This window comes from Afifella sp. YEN Y35 (assembly GCF_047553465.1).
Lineage (GTDB): Bacteria > Pseudomonadota > Alphaproteobacteria > Rhizobiales > Afifellaceae > Afifella > Afifella aestuarii.
Genome location: NZ_CP180203.1, coordinates 3,171,108 through 3,188,211, shown reverse-complemented (window position 1 = coordinate 3,188,211; position 17,104 = coordinate 3,171,108). Strand labels below are relative to the sequence as shown.

Annotated in this window: 15 protein-coding genes; 3 read left to right on the top strand and 12 right to left on the bottom strand. The window is 63.9% G+C overall.

Annotated elements, in window-relative coordinates; genetic code table 11:
* Nucleotides 1-29: 29 nt before the first annotated feature.
* From fabB to ACK8CP_RS15120, 3 genes are all read left to right on the top strand, one after another.
* Entirely contained in the window at nucleotides 30-1,256 is a 1,227-nt protein-coding gene (fabB, locus tag ACK8CP_RS15130; RefSeq protein WP_128290423.1) for a beta-ketoacyl-ACP synthase I, read from the top strand.
* A gap of 8 nt (nucleotides 1,257-1,264) precedes the next feature.
* Nucleotides 1,265-2,095, top strand: coding sequence for an enoyl-ACP reductase FabI (gene fabI, locus ACK8CP_RS15125; protein WP_234630378.1), 831 nt, complete (start codon nucleotides 1,265-1,267; stop codon nucleotides 2,093-2,095).
* A 161-nt stretch (nucleotides 2,096-2,256) separates the two neighbouring features.
* Nucleotides 2,257-4,269: a putative bifunctional diguanylate cyclase/phosphodiesterase gene (locus tag ACK8CP_RS15120; RefSeq protein WP_414832371.1), complete on the top strand. Its 2,013-nt coding sequence runs from the start codon at nucleotides 2,257-2,259 to the stop codon at nucleotides 4,267-4,269.
* 116 nt (nucleotides 4,270-4,385) lie between these two features.
* Here ACK8CP_RS15120 and pnp read toward each other — a convergent pair whose 3' ends face one another.
* From pnp to sppA, 12 genes are all read right to left on the bottom strand, one after another.
* Nucleotides 4,386-6,506, bottom strand: a complete 2,121-nt coding sequence (gene pnp / locus ACK8CP_RS15115) for a polyribonucleotide nucleotidyltransferase (RefSeq protein ID WP_414832370.1) — start codon at nucleotides 6,504-6,506, stop codon at nucleotides 4,386-4,388.
* 170 nt (nucleotides 6,507-6,676) lie between these two features.
* Nucleotides 6,677-6,946 carry a 30S ribosomal protein S15 gene (rpsO, locus tag ACK8CP_RS15110; protein ID WP_092812128.1) on the bottom strand — a complete coding sequence of 90 codons (270 nt, stop codon included), beginning with the start codon at nucleotides 6,944-6,946 and terminating at the stop codon, nucleotides 6,677-6,679.
* A 164-nt stretch (nucleotides 6,947-7,110) separates the two neighbouring features.
* On the bottom strand, nucleotides 7,111-8,013 hold the full coding sequence (gene truB, locus ACK8CP_RS15105; RefSeq protein ID WP_414832369.1) for a tRNA pseudouridine(55) synthase TruB: 903 nt from the start codon (nucleotides 8,011-8,013) through the stop codon (nucleotides 7,111-7,113).
* A 2-nt stretch (nucleotides 8,014-8,015) separates the two neighbouring features.
* On the bottom strand, nucleotides 8,016-8,435 hold the full coding sequence (rbfA, locus tag ACK8CP_RS15100; RefSeq protein WP_414832368.1) for a 30S ribosome-binding factor RbfA: 420 nt from the start codon (nucleotides 8,433-8,435) through the stop codon (nucleotides 8,016-8,018).
* Between the two features lie 154 nt (nucleotides 8,436-8,589).
* Nucleotides 8,590-11,220 (bottom strand): translation initiation factor IF-2, encoded by a 2,631-nt coding sequence (gene infB / locus ACK8CP_RS15095; protein ID WP_414832367.1) that lies wholly within the window; start codon nucleotides 11,218-11,220, stop codon nucleotides 8,590-8,592.
* Nucleotides 11,221-11,232: 12 nt separating this feature from the next.
* Nucleotides 11,233-11,862, bottom strand: coding sequence for an RNA-binding protein (locus ACK8CP_RS15090; protein ID WP_234629987.1), 630 nt, complete (start codon nucleotides 11,860-11,862; stop codon nucleotides 11,233-11,235).
* 59 nt (nucleotides 11,863-11,921) lie between these two features.
* On the bottom strand, nucleotides 11,922-13,532 hold the full coding sequence (nusA, locus tag ACK8CP_RS15085; protein ID WP_234629986.1) for a transcription termination factor NusA: 1,611 nt from the start codon (nucleotides 13,530-13,532) through the stop codon (nucleotides 11,922-11,924).
* A 95-nt stretch (nucleotides 13,533-13,627) separates the two neighbouring features.
* The gene (rimP, locus tag ACK8CP_RS15080; RefSeq protein ID WP_414832366.1) at nucleotides 13,628-14,182 is read right to left on the bottom strand and encodes a ribosome maturation factor RimP; all 555 of its coding nucleotides are present in this window, start codon (nucleotides 14,180-14,182) and stop codon (nucleotides 13,628-13,630) included.
* Between the two features lie 180 nt (nucleotides 14,183-14,362).
* Nucleotides 14,363-15,322, bottom strand: coding sequence for an ornithine cyclodeaminase family protein (locus tag ACK8CP_RS15075; protein ID WP_414832365.1), 960 nt, complete (start codon nucleotides 15,320-15,322; stop codon nucleotides 14,363-14,365).
* Nucleotides 15,323-15,336: 14 nt separating this feature from the next.
* On the bottom strand, nucleotides 15,337-15,687 hold the full coding sequence (locus ACK8CP_RS15070; protein WP_234629983.1) for a lipopolysaccharide assembly protein LapA domain-containing protein: 351 nt from the start codon (nucleotides 15,685-15,687) through the stop codon (nucleotides 15,337-15,339).
* Nucleotides 15,688-15,691: 4 nt separating this feature from the next.
* Nucleotides 15,692-15,979, bottom strand: coding sequence for an integration host factor subunit beta (gene ihfB, locus ACK8CP_RS15065; RefSeq protein WP_234629982.1), 288 nt, complete (start codon nucleotides 15,977-15,979; stop codon nucleotides 15,692-15,694).
* Nucleotides 15,980-15,989: 10 nt separating this feature from the next.
* Nucleotides 15,990-16,952, bottom strand: coding sequence for a signal peptide peptidase SppA (gene sppA / locus ACK8CP_RS15060; RefSeq protein WP_414832364.1), 963 nt, complete (start codon nucleotides 16,950-16,952; stop codon nucleotides 15,990-15,992).
* Between the last annotated feature and the right edge of the window lie 152 nt (nucleotides 16,953-17,104).

Genomic DNA, 17,104 nt, shown 5'->3' with positions numbered 1-17,104 from the left:
CAGGACCGGACTATCAAAGGGAGAAGGTGATGCGACGGGTCGTCGTCACCGGTATGGGGATCGTATCCTCGATCGGCAACAATACGCAGGAGGTTCTCACCAGCCTGCGGGAAGCGCGCTCGGGGATCGTGTTCGCGCCGTCTTATGCCGAGCATGGCCTGCGCAGTCAGGTGCACGGCGCGCCGACGCTCGATGCCAGCACGGTCGTGGACCGACGCGCCATGCGTTTCCACGGCGGCGGCACGGCCTGGAACCACGTCGCGATGGAACAGGCGATCGCAGATTCGGGCCTCGAGAAGGACGACATCTCCAACGAGCGCACCGGCATCATCATGGGCTCTGGTGGGCCCTCGACCCGTGCCATCATCGAGGCGGCCGACAAGACCCGTGAGGCTGGTTCCTCGCGAAAGGTCGGCCCCTTCGCCGTGCCGAAAGCCATGTCGTCGACCGCGTCCGCGACGCTTGCGACCTGGTTCAAGATCAAGGGCGTCAATTATTCGATCTCCTCGGCCTGCGCCACGTCCAACCATTGCATCGGCAATGCCTGCGAGCAGATTCAGTACGGCAAGCAGGATGTGATGTTCGCCGGCGGCTGCGAGGAGCTCGATTGGACCCTGTCGGTGCTGTTTGACGGCATGGGCGCGCTGTCCACGAAGTACAACGATCGTCCAGCCATTGCCTCGCGGGCTTACGACAAAAACCGAGACGGGTTCGTCATCAGCGCCGGCGCGGGCGTCCTCGTGCTCGAGGAGCTGGAGCACGCCAAGGCGCGGGGCGCCAAGATCTATGCCGAGATCGTTGGCTATGGCGCCACCTCCGATGGTGTCGATATGGTCGCGCCGAGCGGCGAGGGGGCGATCCGCTGCATGCGCATGGCGCTTCAGAATGTCGGCGAGAAGATCGACTACATCAATCCGCACGCGACCTCGACGCCGGTCGGTGACCTCAAGGAGATCGAGGCGATCCGCGAGGTGTTCGGCTCCGGCGATGCATGCCCGCCGATTGCGGCGACGAAGTCGCTCACCGGCCATTCGCAAGGCGCCACGGGTGTTCAGGAATCGATCTACACGCTTCTCATGATGCAAAACGGTTTCATCTGCGAGAGCGCTCACATCGAGGAGATGGATCCCGCCTTCGCCGACATGCCGATTCTGCGCGAGCGGCGCGACGGCGTGGAGATCAACACAGCCTTGTCGAATTCCTTCGGCTTTGGCGGCACCAACGCCACTTTGGTGTTTCAACGGCTCGGTTCCTGATGTCTCAAATGAAAGGCCTGATGGAAGGCAAGCGCGGCCTCGTCATGGGTGTCGCCAATGATCATTCGATTGCCTGGGGCATCGCCAAGGCGGTCGCCGAACATGGCGGCGAGCTCGCTTTCACCTATCAGGGCGAACAGTTTGGCCGACGCGTGAAGCCGCTGGCCGAAAGTGTCGGCTCGACCCGCGTCTATCCTTGCGATGTCGAGGACGACGCCTCCATGGACGACGTATTCGCAAAGATCGCCGACGATTGGGGACAGCTCGACTTCCTCGTCCACGCCATTGCGTTCTCCAACCGGGCCGAGTTGAAGGGCCGTTTCGTCGATACCTCGCGCGAGAACTTCGTGCGCACGATGGTGATCTCGTGTTTCTCCTTCACCGACATCATGCGCCGCGCGGCGCCGTTGATGTCGCCGGGAGCGTCCGCGCTCACCCTGACCTATGCGGGCTCCACGCGCGTCATGCCGAATTACAATGTCATGGGCGTCGCCAAGGCCGGGCTCGAGGCCTCGGTGCGCTATCTGGCGAGCGATTTCGGCACGGCTGGCATTCGCGTGAACGCGATTTCGGCGGGTCCGGTGCGCACCCTCGCCGGTTCGGGCGTCTCCGATGCGCGGCTCATGTTCAACTATCAGCGGGCCAATTCGCCGCTGCGCCGGGCCGTGACGATCTCCGATGTGGGCGGTGCCGGCCTTTATCTGTTGAGCGATCTTTCGGCGGCGGTCACGGGCGAGATCCATTTCGTCGATTCCGGCTACAGCACCGTCTCGATGCCGCGGCTGGAGATGTTGAAGCGGGAAGAAGATATCATCGACGAGGAAGCGGCCTCGGAATAGGCCGTTTTCGGGCGTCGAGGCTTGGTCGGCTTGCCATTTCGCCGCGCCGATATCCCCGTTTCCCACAGCCTCTCGCAACCTCCATTTACGCTTCTCTAAGCGCGGTGACCTAGCTTCCCGACGATCGGATGGCATGGCCATCGCAGCGTTGGGGAGTAAGGATGCGTCTGATCGGCAAGAGGCTCGTCTCTCCGCTTCTTGCGGTCCTCATCGCCGTCAGTGTGGTCGTCGGCATTTTCCTTGTCGGCCATTACCAGATCCGCGCGGTTCTGAAGAACGAGGCCGCGCTCGTCGCCACGGCCTGGTACGAGAGTGCCCGCCACGGTCGAAGCGGCCTGGAGGGACTTCTCGACGGGCGTTCCGAAGCGCTCAACGCGCCGCTTCTGCGCTCCTTCGCCATCGATACCCTGGCCGTCGACGATCCGCAGACGGGCGTCGTGACGGTGGTCGGCGATGAAGGTCGGTCCGAAAAGGAGCTTCGGCCGATCCTGAAGACGGAGGGGAGCCAGCTCGGAAACCAGCAGCGTTCGGTCCACGCCGTCGACGAATCCCTGTTTCTTTCGCCGCATTTCGCGACCTGGGTCGTTTTCCCGATCACTCCCGAGGGACGCCAGGTCGCCGTCCGCTTCGACCAGACATTTGAGGCGTCGCAGCTCCTGACGACGTTCAACAGGCAACTCGTCTATCTGACGGGCATCGCGGTTGTGACGTTCTTCTCCTTCATGGCGGGCTACACCTATCGCACGCAGCAAATGCAGCGTGAGAAACGGGATCTAGTCTACATCGCGATGCACGACGAGCTGACAGGGCTCGGCAACCGGAAGAAGTTCGAACAAAGCCTCGGAGAGATGCTTGGAACGGCCTCCGAAAAGACCCACAAGATCGGTCTCCTGATCCTCGATCTCGACGGCTTCAAGAGCATCAACGATACACTTGGTCATCCGGTCGGCGACAATCTCTTGCGTGCGACGGCGGAGCGCTTGAAGAACTCCCTGCGCGACGAAGATCTGCTCTGCCGTCTCTCGGGTGACGAATTCGCGGTCATCGTCCCTGTCGTCCACGACAACCATGCTCTGCCCGCGCTTGCCGATCGCATGATCCGGCTGATCGAGCAGCCGTTTCGGATCGAAGGCCACGAGATCACCATCGGTTGCTCGATCGGCATCACCGTCGGGCCGGACAACGGCGACACCGCCAAGACACTGATTCGAAACGCCGATTTCGCCCTCTATCGGGCCAAGGCGGGGGGACGACAGACCTGGCGCTTCTTCGATCCGAAGATGGCAGAGGACCAGCGCTCGCGTGAAACTCTGGAAGACGGCCTGCGCTATGCCATCCAGAACGACCTCTTCACGCTCCTCTATCAGCCACAATACGATCTGAAGAGCGGTGAGGTCGTCTGCTATGAGGCGCTTCTGCGCTGGAAGCTCACCAATCAGAATCTCGTCCCGACATCGATGTTCCTGTCGGTTGCCGAGGAGACGGGCCTGATCATTCCGATGGGAGAATGGGTGATTCGCCAGGTCGCCCGCGATTGCCGTGCCCTGCCGGCCGGCGTTCGGGTGGCGGTCAATCTTTCGGCTGCGCAGCTGCAGCGCGACGGCACGGAGACCTACATCGCCGAAGCCTTGGCGAACTCCGACATTCCCCCCGACCGTATCGAAATCGAGGTCAACGAAAGCATTCTCGGACGCGGAGAAGAGGCGGCGTTTTCGCGGCTTGAACGGCTGCGCGAAGCCGGGGTCTCCCTCGTCCTCGACAATTTCGGTGTCGGAACCTCGAGCCTCGGTCTTCTGTCTCGCTATCCCTTTGACAAGATCAAGCTCGACCGAACGTTTCTGTCGCGCATCTCCGACCCGCAAAAGGCCCGCGCCGTCGTGTCAGCGGTATGCCGCCTCGGCCAGTCGCTCGGCATGGCGGTCGTCGGCGAGGGCGTGGAAAACGAGGCGCATCGCGATCTGCTGCGCGAAAGCGGCTGCAACCTCGCCCAGGGCTATTTCTATGGCGCGCCCGTCACCGTCGAAGAGGTCATCGGGCAAGAGGCGCTGGCGACCGCCGCGCGCAGCCGCGCCGCAAAAGCGACAGCGGCGGGTGAAGGCGATGGGGCGGCCACTCCCCCGCCTGGCCCGACACGTGGGGGCGGGCGCAACATTCGGCTCGTTGCGAACGGCTGAGGATATCGGACTTGCCGCGAGGAGGGTCCGGCAAACCCCCGCCTCAGAAAGTCAAAGACCCGAAAAAGAAAAGGGCGCCTCGTGGGCGCCCTTTCCTGTTTTGTCTGCCAGTTCGCTTACGCGGCTTCCGGCTCGATCGGCTCACCGGTCTCCTGGTCCACGACCTTCATGGAGAGGCGCACCTTGCCGCGCTCGTCGAAGCCCATGAGCTTCACATAGACCTCGTCGCCTTCCTTGACGACGTCGGTCACCTTGGCGGGGCGGCCGTTGTTGAGCTGGGAAATGTGCACCAGCCCGTCCTTGGAGCCGAAGAAGTTCACGAAGGCGCCGAAATCGACGGTCTTCACCACGGTGCCGCGATAGATCGCGCCCACTTCCGGATCGTCCGTGATGGAGCGGATCCACTTGATGGCCGCGCGGATCGATTCCCCGTTCGGCGAGGCCACCTTGACCGTTCCGTCGTCGGAAATGTCGACCTTGGCGCCCGTCTTCTCGACGATCTCGCGGATGACCTTTCCGCCGGAACCGATGACTTCGCGGATCTTGTCGACCGGGATCTTCAGGGTCTCGATGCGCGGCGCATACTCGCCGAGCTCCGGACGGGCCTGCGTCAGCGCCTTCGACATCTCGCCGAGGATGTGCATGCGGCCGTCTTTCGCCTGGTCGAGCGCGACCTGCATGATCTCTTCGGTGATGCCCTGGATCTTGATGTCCATCTGCAAGGACGTGACGCCGCTGGTCGTGCCGGCGACTTTGAAGTCCATGTCGCCGAGATGGTCCTCGTCACCGAGGATGTCGGTGAGGACGGCGAACTTCTCGTCTTCCTTGATGAGACCCATGGCGATGCCCGCGACCGGGTTCTTCAGGGGCACACCGGCGTCCATCAGAGCAAGCGACGTGCCGCAGACGGTCGCCATCGACGACGAGCCGTTCGATTCCGTGATCTCGGAGACGACGCGGAACGTGTACGGGAACTCGTGCGCCGGCGGCAGCATCGGGTGGATGGCGCGCCAGGCGAGCTTGCCGTGGCCGATCTCGCGGCGACCCGGCGAGCCGATACGGCCCGTCTCGCCGACGGAGAACGGCGGGAAGTTGTAGTGCAGCATGAAGGCTTCCTTGTAGGTGCCTTCGAGGCTGTCGATCATCTGCTCGTCTTCGCCGGTACCGAGGGTGGCGACCACGAGGGCCTGTGTCTCGCCGCGGGTGAAGAGGGCCGAGCCATGCGTGCGCGGCAGGATTCCGACTTCGGCCACGATCGGACGGACCGTCTTCAGGTCACGACCGTCGATGCGCGCACCTTCGTCGAGAATGCGGCCGCGGACGATCTCGCTTTCGAGCTTCTTGAAGATGTCGCCGACGACCTGCTTCGACGGGGCGTCCGGGTTGGTTTCGTCCGTCAGCGCCTCGACGGCCTTCGCCTTGGCGGCGTCGACCGCGCCCTTGCGCTCGGACTTGTCGGCGATGAGATAGGCGGCCTTCAGATCCTCCGCGACGATGTCGCGGACCTGGGCGAGAAGGGCGCTCCGGTCTTCGACCTCATGGGCGCGTGGCGCCTTGGCGGAACGCTCCGCAAGCTTGATGATGGCGTCGATGACGGGCTGGAAGCCCTTGTGACCGAACATCACCGCGCCGAGCATGACGTCTTCGGGAAGCTCGTCCGCCTCCGATTCCACCATCAGGACGGCATCGCCGGTGCCGGCGACGACGAGATCGAGGCGCGATTCCTTCACCTCGTCCACGGTCGGGTTGAGAACGTAGCTGCCGTTGATGTAGCCGACCCGGGCACCGCCGATCGGGCCCATGAAGGGAACGCCCGAAAGGGTGAGGGCCGCGGAAGCCGCGACCATGGCGACGATATCGGGATCGTTTTCAAGGTCGTGCGACAGGACGGTCGCAATCACCTGGGTGTCGTTCTTGTAGCCCGGTGCGAAAAGCGGACGGATCGGCCGGTCGATGAGGCGCGAGGTCAGCGTCTCTTTTTCGGTCGGACGTCCCTCACGCTTGAAGAAGCCGCCCGGAATCCGTCCTGCCGCGTAGTACTTTTCCTGGTAGTTGACGGTCAGCGGAAAGAAGTCGAAGCCGGGCTTCGGTTCCTTTTCGGAGACAACGGTGGCGAGGACGGTGGTCTCGCCGTAAGTGGCGACGACGGCGCCGTCCGCCTGACGGGCAACCTTGCCCGTCTCGAGCCGGAGCGGACGCCCGGCCCAGTCGATTTCAACTGTCTGGTGATCGAACATGGGTGTTCTGCCTTTCGTATGGAGGCGAGAAGGACCATGCGCAAGATGGCGGGAAGGTCTTCGCTCCGGTCCCGGCAGCGAGACCATCCAGCGATCCTGCCATGGCCGTTCCAGCCTTGAACATCAAAAGGCAGCGGCGGCCTTTGCCGTCCGCTGCCTGTATTAGGCGCCTAGCGGCGCAGCCCGAGACGGGAAATGAGCGCCTGATAACGCTCCGCGTCTTTGCGCTTCAGGTAATCAAGGAGCCGACGCCTCTGCGAGACGAGCTTCAAAAGGCCGCGCCGGGAATGGTTGTCCTTGGCGTGCGATTTGAAATGCTCCGTCAGGTTGGCGATGCGCTCAGAGAGGATCGCGACCTGCACTTCCGGCGAGCCGGTATCGCCCGATTTCGTGGCGTATTCGTTGATCAGTTCCTGCTTGCGATCGGGTGTGATCGACATCTCGTATCCTTTCGTGGTGATGCCATCAGCCGGGATGTCGTCCAGCCAAGGCCTTATAAGAAACGCCGCCCAGCGACCCGAAGGGCAGGCGGCGCCAGCGCTCATATAAGCGAGAATGCGGCATTTTTCCAGCTTTAAGCCGCTGCCGCGGGTACTCCGGCGCGTTAAAGCTTGAAAACGCGCCGGGGATTCATTTCGCCGCCGGCAATATCGACGAGCGCGACAAGGCGACCTTCCGAAACCGTGTAGGCGCTGCCGCCGATCGGGGCGTCGGCACCGCGCAGGAAAGCCGCCTGGCCGTTTCTGAGCCGCATCGCGGCCTGATTGTCGATCCGGATCGAGGGAAGATCGGTGAGCCCCGCTTCGACCGGTCGCAACAAGGCGCCCGGCGTCTCTGCGTTCGCCTCGAGCTCCGAATAGGGCACCATGTCGTCTTCACCGAATGGCCCGACGACGAGCCGGCGAAGGGCGGAGACATGCGCGACCGTGCCGAGCTCTTCGGCCATGTCGCGCGCCAATGCCCTGACATAGGTCCCCTTGCCGCATTCGGCGTGGAAGATTGCGTGATCGGCATCGGGACAATCGACGAGATCCAGCCGGTGCACGACGATCTCCCGCGGTTCGAGCTCGACCGTCTCCCCGTCGCGGGCGAGATCATAGGCGCGTTCACCCGCAATCTTGACGGCCGAGTAGCGCGGCGGCACTTGCGACAGCGTGCCGGTGAAATCGGGAATGAGGGCGCGGATGTCGTCTTCACTGGGTCGCACGTCCGAGCGCTCCACGACCGGGCCTTCGCGATCGTCGGTTTCCGTCTTCTCGCCCCAGCGCACGGTGAATTCGTAGACCTTGCGCCCATCCATGACGAAAGCGACGGTTTTCGTCGCCTCGCCGAGGGCGATCGGCAGGCAGCCGGAGGCCAGGGGATCGAGTGTCCCCGCATGGCCGGCCTTCTTTGCGTCGAAAGCCCGTTTCACTTTGGCGACGGCCTCCGTGGAGGTCATGCCGACGGGTTTGTCGAGGACGAGCCAGCCGTCAACGTCGCGGCCTTTGTTGCGCCGACGGGACATGTCTAGCGGCCTTCCTCTTCATCGTCGTCGTGGAGATCTTTCTGCACTTCCGGCGAGCGCAGCAATTCGTCGATGCGCGCATCGTCCTCGAAGCGCGTGTCGAGGAGGAATTTGAGATCCGGCATGGCGCGCATCTGGCGCAGCGCAGGCGTGATCCGCCCGCGCAGGAAACGTGCATTGCGGTTGAGCGCGGCAACGACGCCGTCGCCATCCTCGATGCCGAGGGGATGGACGAGCGCGGTCGCATGCTTGAGATCCGCCGACATTCTGACTTCGGCGATCGTCACGATGACGCCATCGAGCGCCGGATCGTTGCTTTCGCCGCGCTGCAGGACTTCGGCGAGCGCATGGCGGACGAGTTCGCCCACACGCAGCTGACGCTGCGACGGGCCGGCGGAATGGGAACTTTCAAAACGGGACATGGTCGTTCAAGGCAACGGCATTGATGAGTGAATGTCGGCCGCGGCAGGGTCGCGCATCCCGACAACGATAGAACCGGGGCCGAGCCACGTGAGCGTCAACGCCCCCGGCTATGCCGGAGGCGAAGCTCTGGAGAACCCGGCGAAGGGCCGACGCTTAAAGCGTCCGAGCCACTTCTTCGACGCGGTAGCACTCGATGATGTCGCCGACGCGCATATCCTCGTACTTCTCGAAGGCCATGCCGCATTCCTGGCCGCCCGGCACTTCGCGGACTTCGTCCTTGAAGCGTTTGAGCGTCGAAAGCCGGCCTTCGTGCACCACCACGTTGTCGCGGATGAGGCGCACACCCGCTCCGCGCTCCACCTTGCCTTCGGTGACGCGGCAACCGGCGACCTTGCCGACCTTGGTGATGTTGAACACCTCCAGGATCTCGGCATTGCCGATGAAGGTTTCGCGCCGTTCGGGCGAAAGCATGCCCGACATCGCCGCCTTCACGTCATCGGTGAGGTCGTAGATGATGTTGTAGTAGCGGATTTCGACGCCATCGCGGGCTGCCGCTTCGCGGGCCTGCTTGTTGGCACGCACGTTGAAGCCGAGGACCGCCGCATTGGAGGCCGCCGCCAGCGTGATGTCGGATTCGGTGATGCCACCGACGCCCGAATGCACGATGTCTGCCGCGACTTCGTCCGTGGAGATCTTGTCGAGAGCGCCGATGATGGCTTCGACCGAACCCTGCACGTCGCCCTTGATGACCAGCGGGAAGGTTTTGGTGCCTTCCACCTGCAGCTGGTTCATCATCTGCTCCAGCGATCCCCGCTGTCCCGTCTGACGGGCGACCGCCTTTTCGCGGCGCACGCGCTGACGATATTCGGAGATCTCGCGGGCACGGCCTTCGCTCTCGACGACCGCGACGCGGTCGCCGGCCTCAGGCGTTCCCTGGAAACCGAGCACCTCGACGGCCCGAGACGGCCCGGCCTCTTTCACCTGGGCTCCGGTGTCGTCGATGAGTGCGCGCACACGGCCCCATTCGGAACCGGCCACGATGATATCGCCCGAATGCAGCGTGCCGCGCTGCACGAGCACGGTCGCCACCGGACCGCGCCCACGATCGAGCTGCGCCTCGACGACGATGCCCTCCGCGCTGCGGTTCGGATTGGCCTTCAGGTCGAGAAGCTCCGACTGCAGCAGAATGGCTTCCAGAAGTCCGTCGAGATTCATCCGTTTGGTGGCCGAAACCTCGACCTCGAGCGTGTCGCCAGACATCGATTCCGTGACCACCGAATGCTGCAGAAGATCGGTCTTCACGCGCATCGGATCGGAATCGGGCTTATCGATCTTGTTGATCGCCACGATCATCGGCACGCCGGCGGCGCGCGCATGATTGATGGCTTCCACCGTCTGCGGCATGACGCCGTCATCGGCCGCCACCACCAGGACAACGATGTCCGTCGCCTGCGCACCGCGGGCACGCATTGCGGTAAAGGCGGCGTGGCCCGGCGTGTCGATGAAGGTGATCTTCTGACCGTTCTTCTCCACCTGATAGGCGCCGATATGCTGGGTGATGCCACCCGCTTCGCCGGCGACGACTTTGGTTTCGCGGATCGCGTCGAGAAGCGAGGTCTTGCCGTGGTCGACATGGCCCATGATGGTCACGACCGGCGGCCGCGGCAGCAGATCTTCTGGCACATCCGGCACGTCGAACAGACCTTCTTCCACGTCGGATGCGGCCACGCGGCGCACGTTGTGACCCATTTCCTCGGCCACGAGCTGTGCGGTGTCGGCATCGAGAATGTCGGTGATCTTCACCATCGTGCCGGACTTCATCAGAAGCCGGATCACGTCGACCGCGCGTTCGGCCATGCGGTTGGCGAGATCCTGCACGGAAATCGCCTCCGGGATGGTCACGTCGCGCGCGATCTTCTCGTTCGAGGGCGAGAAGCCGGATTGCTGACGCTTCTCCTTCTCGCGCTTGCGCCGGATCGAAGCGAGCGAACGTTCGCGGTCGCCATCTTCGAGGGCGTTCGTCACGGTGAGGCGTCCGCGGCGGCGATCACCGCCACCCGTCGTCTTCTTGGCGGGCTTGGCGACCTCGGGACGCTTCGGCCTCTGCACGGCACGGATTTCCTTGGGCGCCTCGTCGGCATTGCCCGCGGCTCCGCCGGCGGCAGCCGGAGCTGCCTTTGCGGCCTTGGCCGTTGCGGCAGGCGCAGATGTCGTGGCAGCCGGCGCTGCGGCCTGATCCCCGGCGGCCGGGGTCGCCTCGTGCTTGCCGGCGGCTTCTTCGCTGCGACGGCGCGCTTCCGTTTCCGCGGCGCGGCGCTTGTCTTCTTCAGCCTGACGGCGCGCGGCTTCTTCGCGCTCCTGGGCGAGGCGCTTTTCTTCCTCGGCCCGGCGCGCAGCCTCGATCTCCGCCTGGCGGCGTTCTTCCGCTTCGCGGACGCGGGCATCGGCCAGCGCCTGGGCGCGGGCGTCACGCTCGTCCTCGGTCAAGGATTTCAAGACGAGGCCGGTGCGGCCGCGCTGCTGCTGTTCGCGCACGGGTGGCGTGGGCGGTGGCGGCGGAGCCTTGGCGGCCTGCGTCGGTCGTGTCGTGGTCTGAATCGGCGTTTCGGGCGCATCGGGACGATCGCCGCCCCCGTGGCGGCGACGCTTCTTCTCCACCACGACTGCTTTCGATCGTCCGCCGGAGAAGCTTTGGCGCACCGTATCTGTGTCACGCCTCAAGGACAGCGTTTTACGGCCTCCTACGCGAAGCGTTTTGTCGCCTTTGCTTGTCGTCTCGCTCATGCCTATTCCCATTCATCGCCGGTCGGCGACGTCAATATCGTGTTCGCGCTCTGGCGGCTGCTGACAGATCTCGTTGTCGAAGCGGAGATTGCGCAGCGCCGCGTCATGAAAACTTCGTCCCGCCGCGCCATCCAGCACGGCAGCATGTATCACATGTGGCCGCCCCAATGCCAAACCCAATTCGGCGGTCGTCAAATGGGCGACGAGAAGGGGCTCGTCTGTGCCGGTCGAGGCCAGACCTTGCCGCGCGGCGCCCGCCAGCTTGTTGCGTCCGTCATCCGCCGCTTCGACAGCATGGACGAGGCAGATTGCCTCTCCGGAACGCAGGGCCGCTTCGACCTTGGCAAAGCCGCACACCACCTGCCGCGCTCTTGCCGCAAGTCCGAGGCGGCCGAGAAGCTGGCTCTTCAAAAGTGCGGCGACCTGATCACCGAGATCGTCAGCGACCTTTGCCTTGGTCTTCAAAGCACGGTCGAAAACATGCTTCCGGCGGGCTTCCTCGATGACGGGTCGCCGCCCTTCGAGCCACATGCCGCGCCCGGGGAGGCGTGCTTTGAGATCGGCGACGACGTCGCCTTCGGGAGATGTGACGAAGCGTATCAGCCTGTCCTCCGGCAGCACCTGCCGGGAGACGGCACACATTCGCCTCCTCCCTATTTTGGGGCCGGAGTGCTTTTCTGCAAGAGCTGGAGCCGCCTCGATCACGCTGATGCCGTCTCCTCCTCCTCGGCCTCGTCGCTCTCCTCTTCAGGCTGAGCGAGATCGGCTTCGGTGATGATGCCGGCATGAAGCCTGGCGCCCATGACCATTTCCTCCGCCTCTTCGCGCGACAGCGAGAAGTCGTCGAGGATGCCGGCGAAGCGTTTCGTCTCGCCGTCCTTGCGTTCGGTCCAGCCGACGAGATCGTCGACGGCGCAATAGGCGAGATCTTCGACGCTCTTCACGTCGTTCTTGCCGAAGGCGACGAGCATGGCCGTCGTCACGCCGGTGATTTCCTTGAGATCGTCGGCGACGCCGAGCTTCTTGCGCTCCTCGTCCTGTTCGGCTTCGAGAGCCTCCAGGTATTCGCGGGCGCGCATCTGCAGCTCTTCGGCCGTGTCCTCGTCGAAGCCCTCGATGGTGGCGAGTTCGTCGATTTCCACGAAGGCGATCTCTTCCACGTCGGCAAAGCCTTCCGAGGCGAGGAGCTGCGCGACCATCTCGTCGACGTCGAGGGCATTCTGGAAGAGCTCGGTACGCTCCTGGAATTCCTTCTGGCGGCGCTCGGATTCCTCGTCTTCCGTCAGGATATCGATATCCCAGCCGGTGAGCTGCGAGGCGAGCCGCACATTCTGGCCGCGGCGGCCGATGGCGAGCGACAGCTGGTCTTCCGGCACCACGACCTCAATGCGTTCAGCATCTTCGTCGAGCACCACCTTGGAGACTTCCGCCGGCTGCAAGGCATTGACGATGAAGGTCGCCGCATCCGGCGACCAGGGGATGATGTCGATGCGCTCGCCCTGCAATTCGCCGACCACGGCCTGCACGCGCGAACCGCGCATGCCGACGCAGGCGCCGACCGGATCGATGGATGAATCGTTGGAGATGACGGCGATCTTCGCCCGCGAGCCCGGATCGCGGGCAACGGACCGGATCTCGATGATGCCGTCGTAGATTTCCGGCACTTCCATGGTGAAGAGCTTCGCCATGAATTGCGGATGCGTGCGCGACAGGAAAATCTGCGGCCCGCGCTGCTCGCGCCGCACATCGTAGACATAGGCGCGGACGCGGTCGCCGTAACGGAAATTTTCGCGCGGGATCAGCTCGTCGCGGCGGATGATGGCCTCGCCGCGGCCGAGATCGACGACGACATTGCCGTATTCGACGCGCTTGACCGTGCCGTTGACGATTTCACCGATGCGGTCCTTGTAATCTTCGTACTGACGGTCGCGCTCGGCGTCACGCACCTTCTGCATGATGACCTGCTTGGCCGATTGCGCGGCGACGCGGCCGTAATCGAGCGGCGGCAGAGGTTCGGAGATGAAGTCGCCGACCTGCGCTGCGGGGTTGCGGCCGCGCGCGTCTTCAAGCGCAATCTGCGTTGCGAAATCTTCAGGCGTCTCGACCACTTCCAGGAGACGCTGCAGGCGGATGTCGCCGGTTTTCGGATCGATCTCGGCGCGCACATCCGTTTCCGCGCCATAGCGCGATTTCGCCGCCTTCTGGATCGCGTCTTCCATGGCGGAGATGACGATCTGGCGGTCGATGCTCTTCTCCCGCGCCACCGCGTCGGCGATCTGCAGAAGTTCGAGCCTGTTTGCACTCACTGCCATTGGACAGCTCCGTTTCCCGGCCCACCGGGCCTGTTATCCTTGCCCTTGCGGGCCTGAAGCGATCGGGACCGAAATCCCTGACCCTCGTTCGTCGTTCAGTCGCTCTGGCGGTCCGCCTGCGTCGCCGCGATCAGCTCATCGGTCAAGATGAGCTTGGCATCGGCGACCTCGGCAAGCGGCAGCCACACATCGTCGCTGCCGCCTTCGCTCGGCACCCGCATGCCCGTTGAGCCATCGCGCACACCGAGCAGGATGCCGCGGAAGCGCTTACGGCCGTTCTGCAAGGCCGCCATTTCGATCTTCGCTTCGTGGCCGGCCCACAATTCGAAGTCCTTCACCCGCGTCAGCGGGCGGTCGATGCCAGGAGAGGACACTTCAAGATTGTAAGGCCGTCCGACCGGATCGTCGACATCGAGCGCCGGCGACAGGTCGCGGCTGATGGCTTCGCAATCGTCGACGCCCATCGTCCCATCCGGACGCTCGGCCATGATCTGCACGGTCATGCCGTTCTGGCCCAGCACTCTGACGCGCACGAGTTCGTAGCCGAGACCCGATACGACGGGCTCGGCGATGTGCGCGATACGTGCTTCCAGTCCGGTCTCGCGGATCAATCGCTCGCTCGACGGAGTGTGCATGTCTGAGTCGGTCATCTTCCTCCCGAAGATGCGGAAACCCGCCTTGCAGCAACGGCTTGAGCCAAGTGGCGGCAATAAAAAAGAGCGGGACCCGGAGGACCCACTCTCGACGGTATTCGAGAATTGTTGGTGCCGATATACGATTTTACCGTCGACGTTTCAAGCGCCCCGAGAAGACTTCGCCGAGACGAGGGGTCAGGCGCGCGAAAACACCAGGACCGCAGCGGCCAGATCTTCGAGCGCCGTTCCGACCGATTTGAACAGCGTGATCTGATCGTAGAAGCGGCGGCCGGCCTTCTCGCCGCGTGTGAGCTCGAAGAGGTCCGCGGTGATATCGTCCGCCGTCAAGACGCCGCTTTCGAGCGGCTGCGCGATGTCGCCCGCTTCCTTCATCGCCCCCTCGCGCGTGTCGACGAAGACGCGGGCACGGCGGATGGCGTCGTCGTCGGTTTCGCGCATCTCCGGGCGGAAGCCGCCGACGAGGTCGAGATGGGCGCCGGGCTTGAGCCATTCGCCCTTGACGATCGGATGGTTCGACAAGGTCGCGCAGGAGACGATGTCGGCCCCCCGTACGGCGCCTTCCAGATCTTCGGTGAAATGCGGACGGTAGCGCCGTGGGCGCAGCCTTTCGGCAAGCCGCTCCGCCTTTTCAGGGCGTCGGTTCCAGATCAGCACTTCCTCGATCGGGCGCACGGCCGCATGCGCTTCGATGAGGTAGGGGGCAAGCGCTCCGGCTCCCACCATCAACAGGCGCTTGGCATCCGGCCTGGCGAGATAGGAGGCGGCGAGCGCGGAAGCTGCCGCCGTGCGCCAGACCGTCAGCGCAGAGCCGTCGATGACGGCGAGCGGTTCGCCGCTCTTGCCGGAAAAGAGAAGATAGACCCCGGCGACGGCCGCCTTGCCGCGGCTCGCATTGTCGGGAAAGACCGTGACGATCTTGACGCCGACATAGCCGCGCCCGGAATGGCCTTGCTGCTCGAAGTCGTTCCACGACGGCATGAGAAGCAGCGTCGCTTCCGCCTGATCGGGAAACTGGATCGAATGATGGTGGCGGACAGGTGTCACCACCCCTTGCCGAAAGGCGCTTCTCAGAGTTTCGATGAGCTCCGGGAAGGTCAGAACATCCGCGATATCCGCTGCGGGAATGACGCGCATTGCAAGATCTGCCCTCAGGCGCGCGGCGCCGGCCCCGCCAGAAGGCCGGCATTTTGATGCGCCTGCCGTTCTGCTTTGTCGGCGCGAGCCTGAAGCGCCGCCGCTTCATGCCGCTTTTCGCGGGCCTGGCGGCGATATTTGCGCTGCCCGTTCCACATGACGATACCGCCGCAGATGGCACCGAGGGCAAAGGCTGCGAACGCCACCTGATACAAGGCCAGCTCGACCCTGAGAACGGGATCGTCGGCGTCGAACGGATTGAGCCTGAGCGCCACCGTCTGATCGTTGGCGACGGCGAGAAGCGCGATCACCACCAGGATCGGAAGAAGGATGATCCACTTGATGAGCCAAGCGAGCTGTTGCATCGCCTTATTCGTCTCCGCCGTTGAGCCTGATCCGCATTTCCTTACCGGTCTTGAAGAATGGCACGTATTTCTCCGAGACGGAAACGGCTTCCCCCGTGCGGGGGTTGCGGCCGGTGCGAGCAGGCCGGTTCTTCACAGAAAATGCGCCGAAACCCCTGAGTTCGACACGGTCGCCGCGGCACAGAGCCCCGACGATTTCTTCCAGAATGGCGTTCACGATCGCTTCCACATCCCGTTGATAGAGATGCGGATTTTTGTCCGCGAGCTTCTGTACGAGTTCTGACTTGATCACCGCCGTCCCCCTAGCGACCTGATCTTATTGAAGAATTACCCTGCCAAACGGATACGAGCCCGTCAACAGCGAGACGCTGCGGCAGAGTCCCCAAAAGCGCCTGAAACTGGTCTTCGAGACCGAGCGCCTTCATCACCACCGCCGCCCCGGCGGAGGTGAGACCGGAGAAGGTCCCCTCATCCTTCTCCCAGTCGTTGAGTGGCAGGTCGGCAGAGACGTTGCGCTCCGCCGAAAGCCACGCTTTGGCTTCGTCTTCGCCCCCGACGGCATCGATCAGGCCGTTTTCGACCGCCTGGCGTCCGGTGAAGATGCTGCCGTCGGACAATCGGCGCGCTGCATCGGGCTGAAGGTTGCGACGCTCCGCCACGAGGCCGACGAACCAGTCATACGAGCTGTCGATGACCGACTGCACCATGGCGAGCGCTTCCGGGCTCGGCGCCTCGAACGGTGTCGGCTCGCCTTTGAGCGGGCTGCTCTTCACCTCGACGTAATTGACCCCGAGCTTGTCGAGAAGGTTTTCGACCGTCGCGAATTGCAGGATCACCCCGATCGAGCCTGTCAGAGCTGTCTCGCGCGCCACGATATGATCCGCGCCGATTGCCGTCATGTAAGCGGCAGAGGCTCCGAGGCCCTCGATCGTTGCGACCACCGGCTTCTTTTGAGCCGCATCGCGCACGGCCTTGTAGAGCGCCTCGCCTCCGGAGGCCGCGCCGCCGGGTGAATCGATGCGCAGGATAATGGCTTTCACGCTGTCTGTGTCGGCCGCCTGCTCCAGGAGATCCACCGCGTCGGGGCGCGTCGGGATGAAGCCCTCCACCGAGATGCGTGCGATCTGGTCGCCGGACCCGCCGACGACACCGGATTGCCGCACGAAAAACGCCACCGCGGCGATCGCCACGACGAAGGCGACGACCCGCCAGAAACTGGCGCGGCGCCGCAAACGGCGGCGCTCGATAAGATCCTCAGTGTTCATCCGGTACTCCTTCCGGGCGAGGTAGCAGCAGCCAGACACCGCCGCAAGCGCTCCCATGCATTTCTGCCCGCTACATATTCGTCAATCCGCAAGCGTCGCGGCTTCGGAATCTTGGGGCCTTCCGCCCGGTCGATGTGGCATCGGCGCGGCGC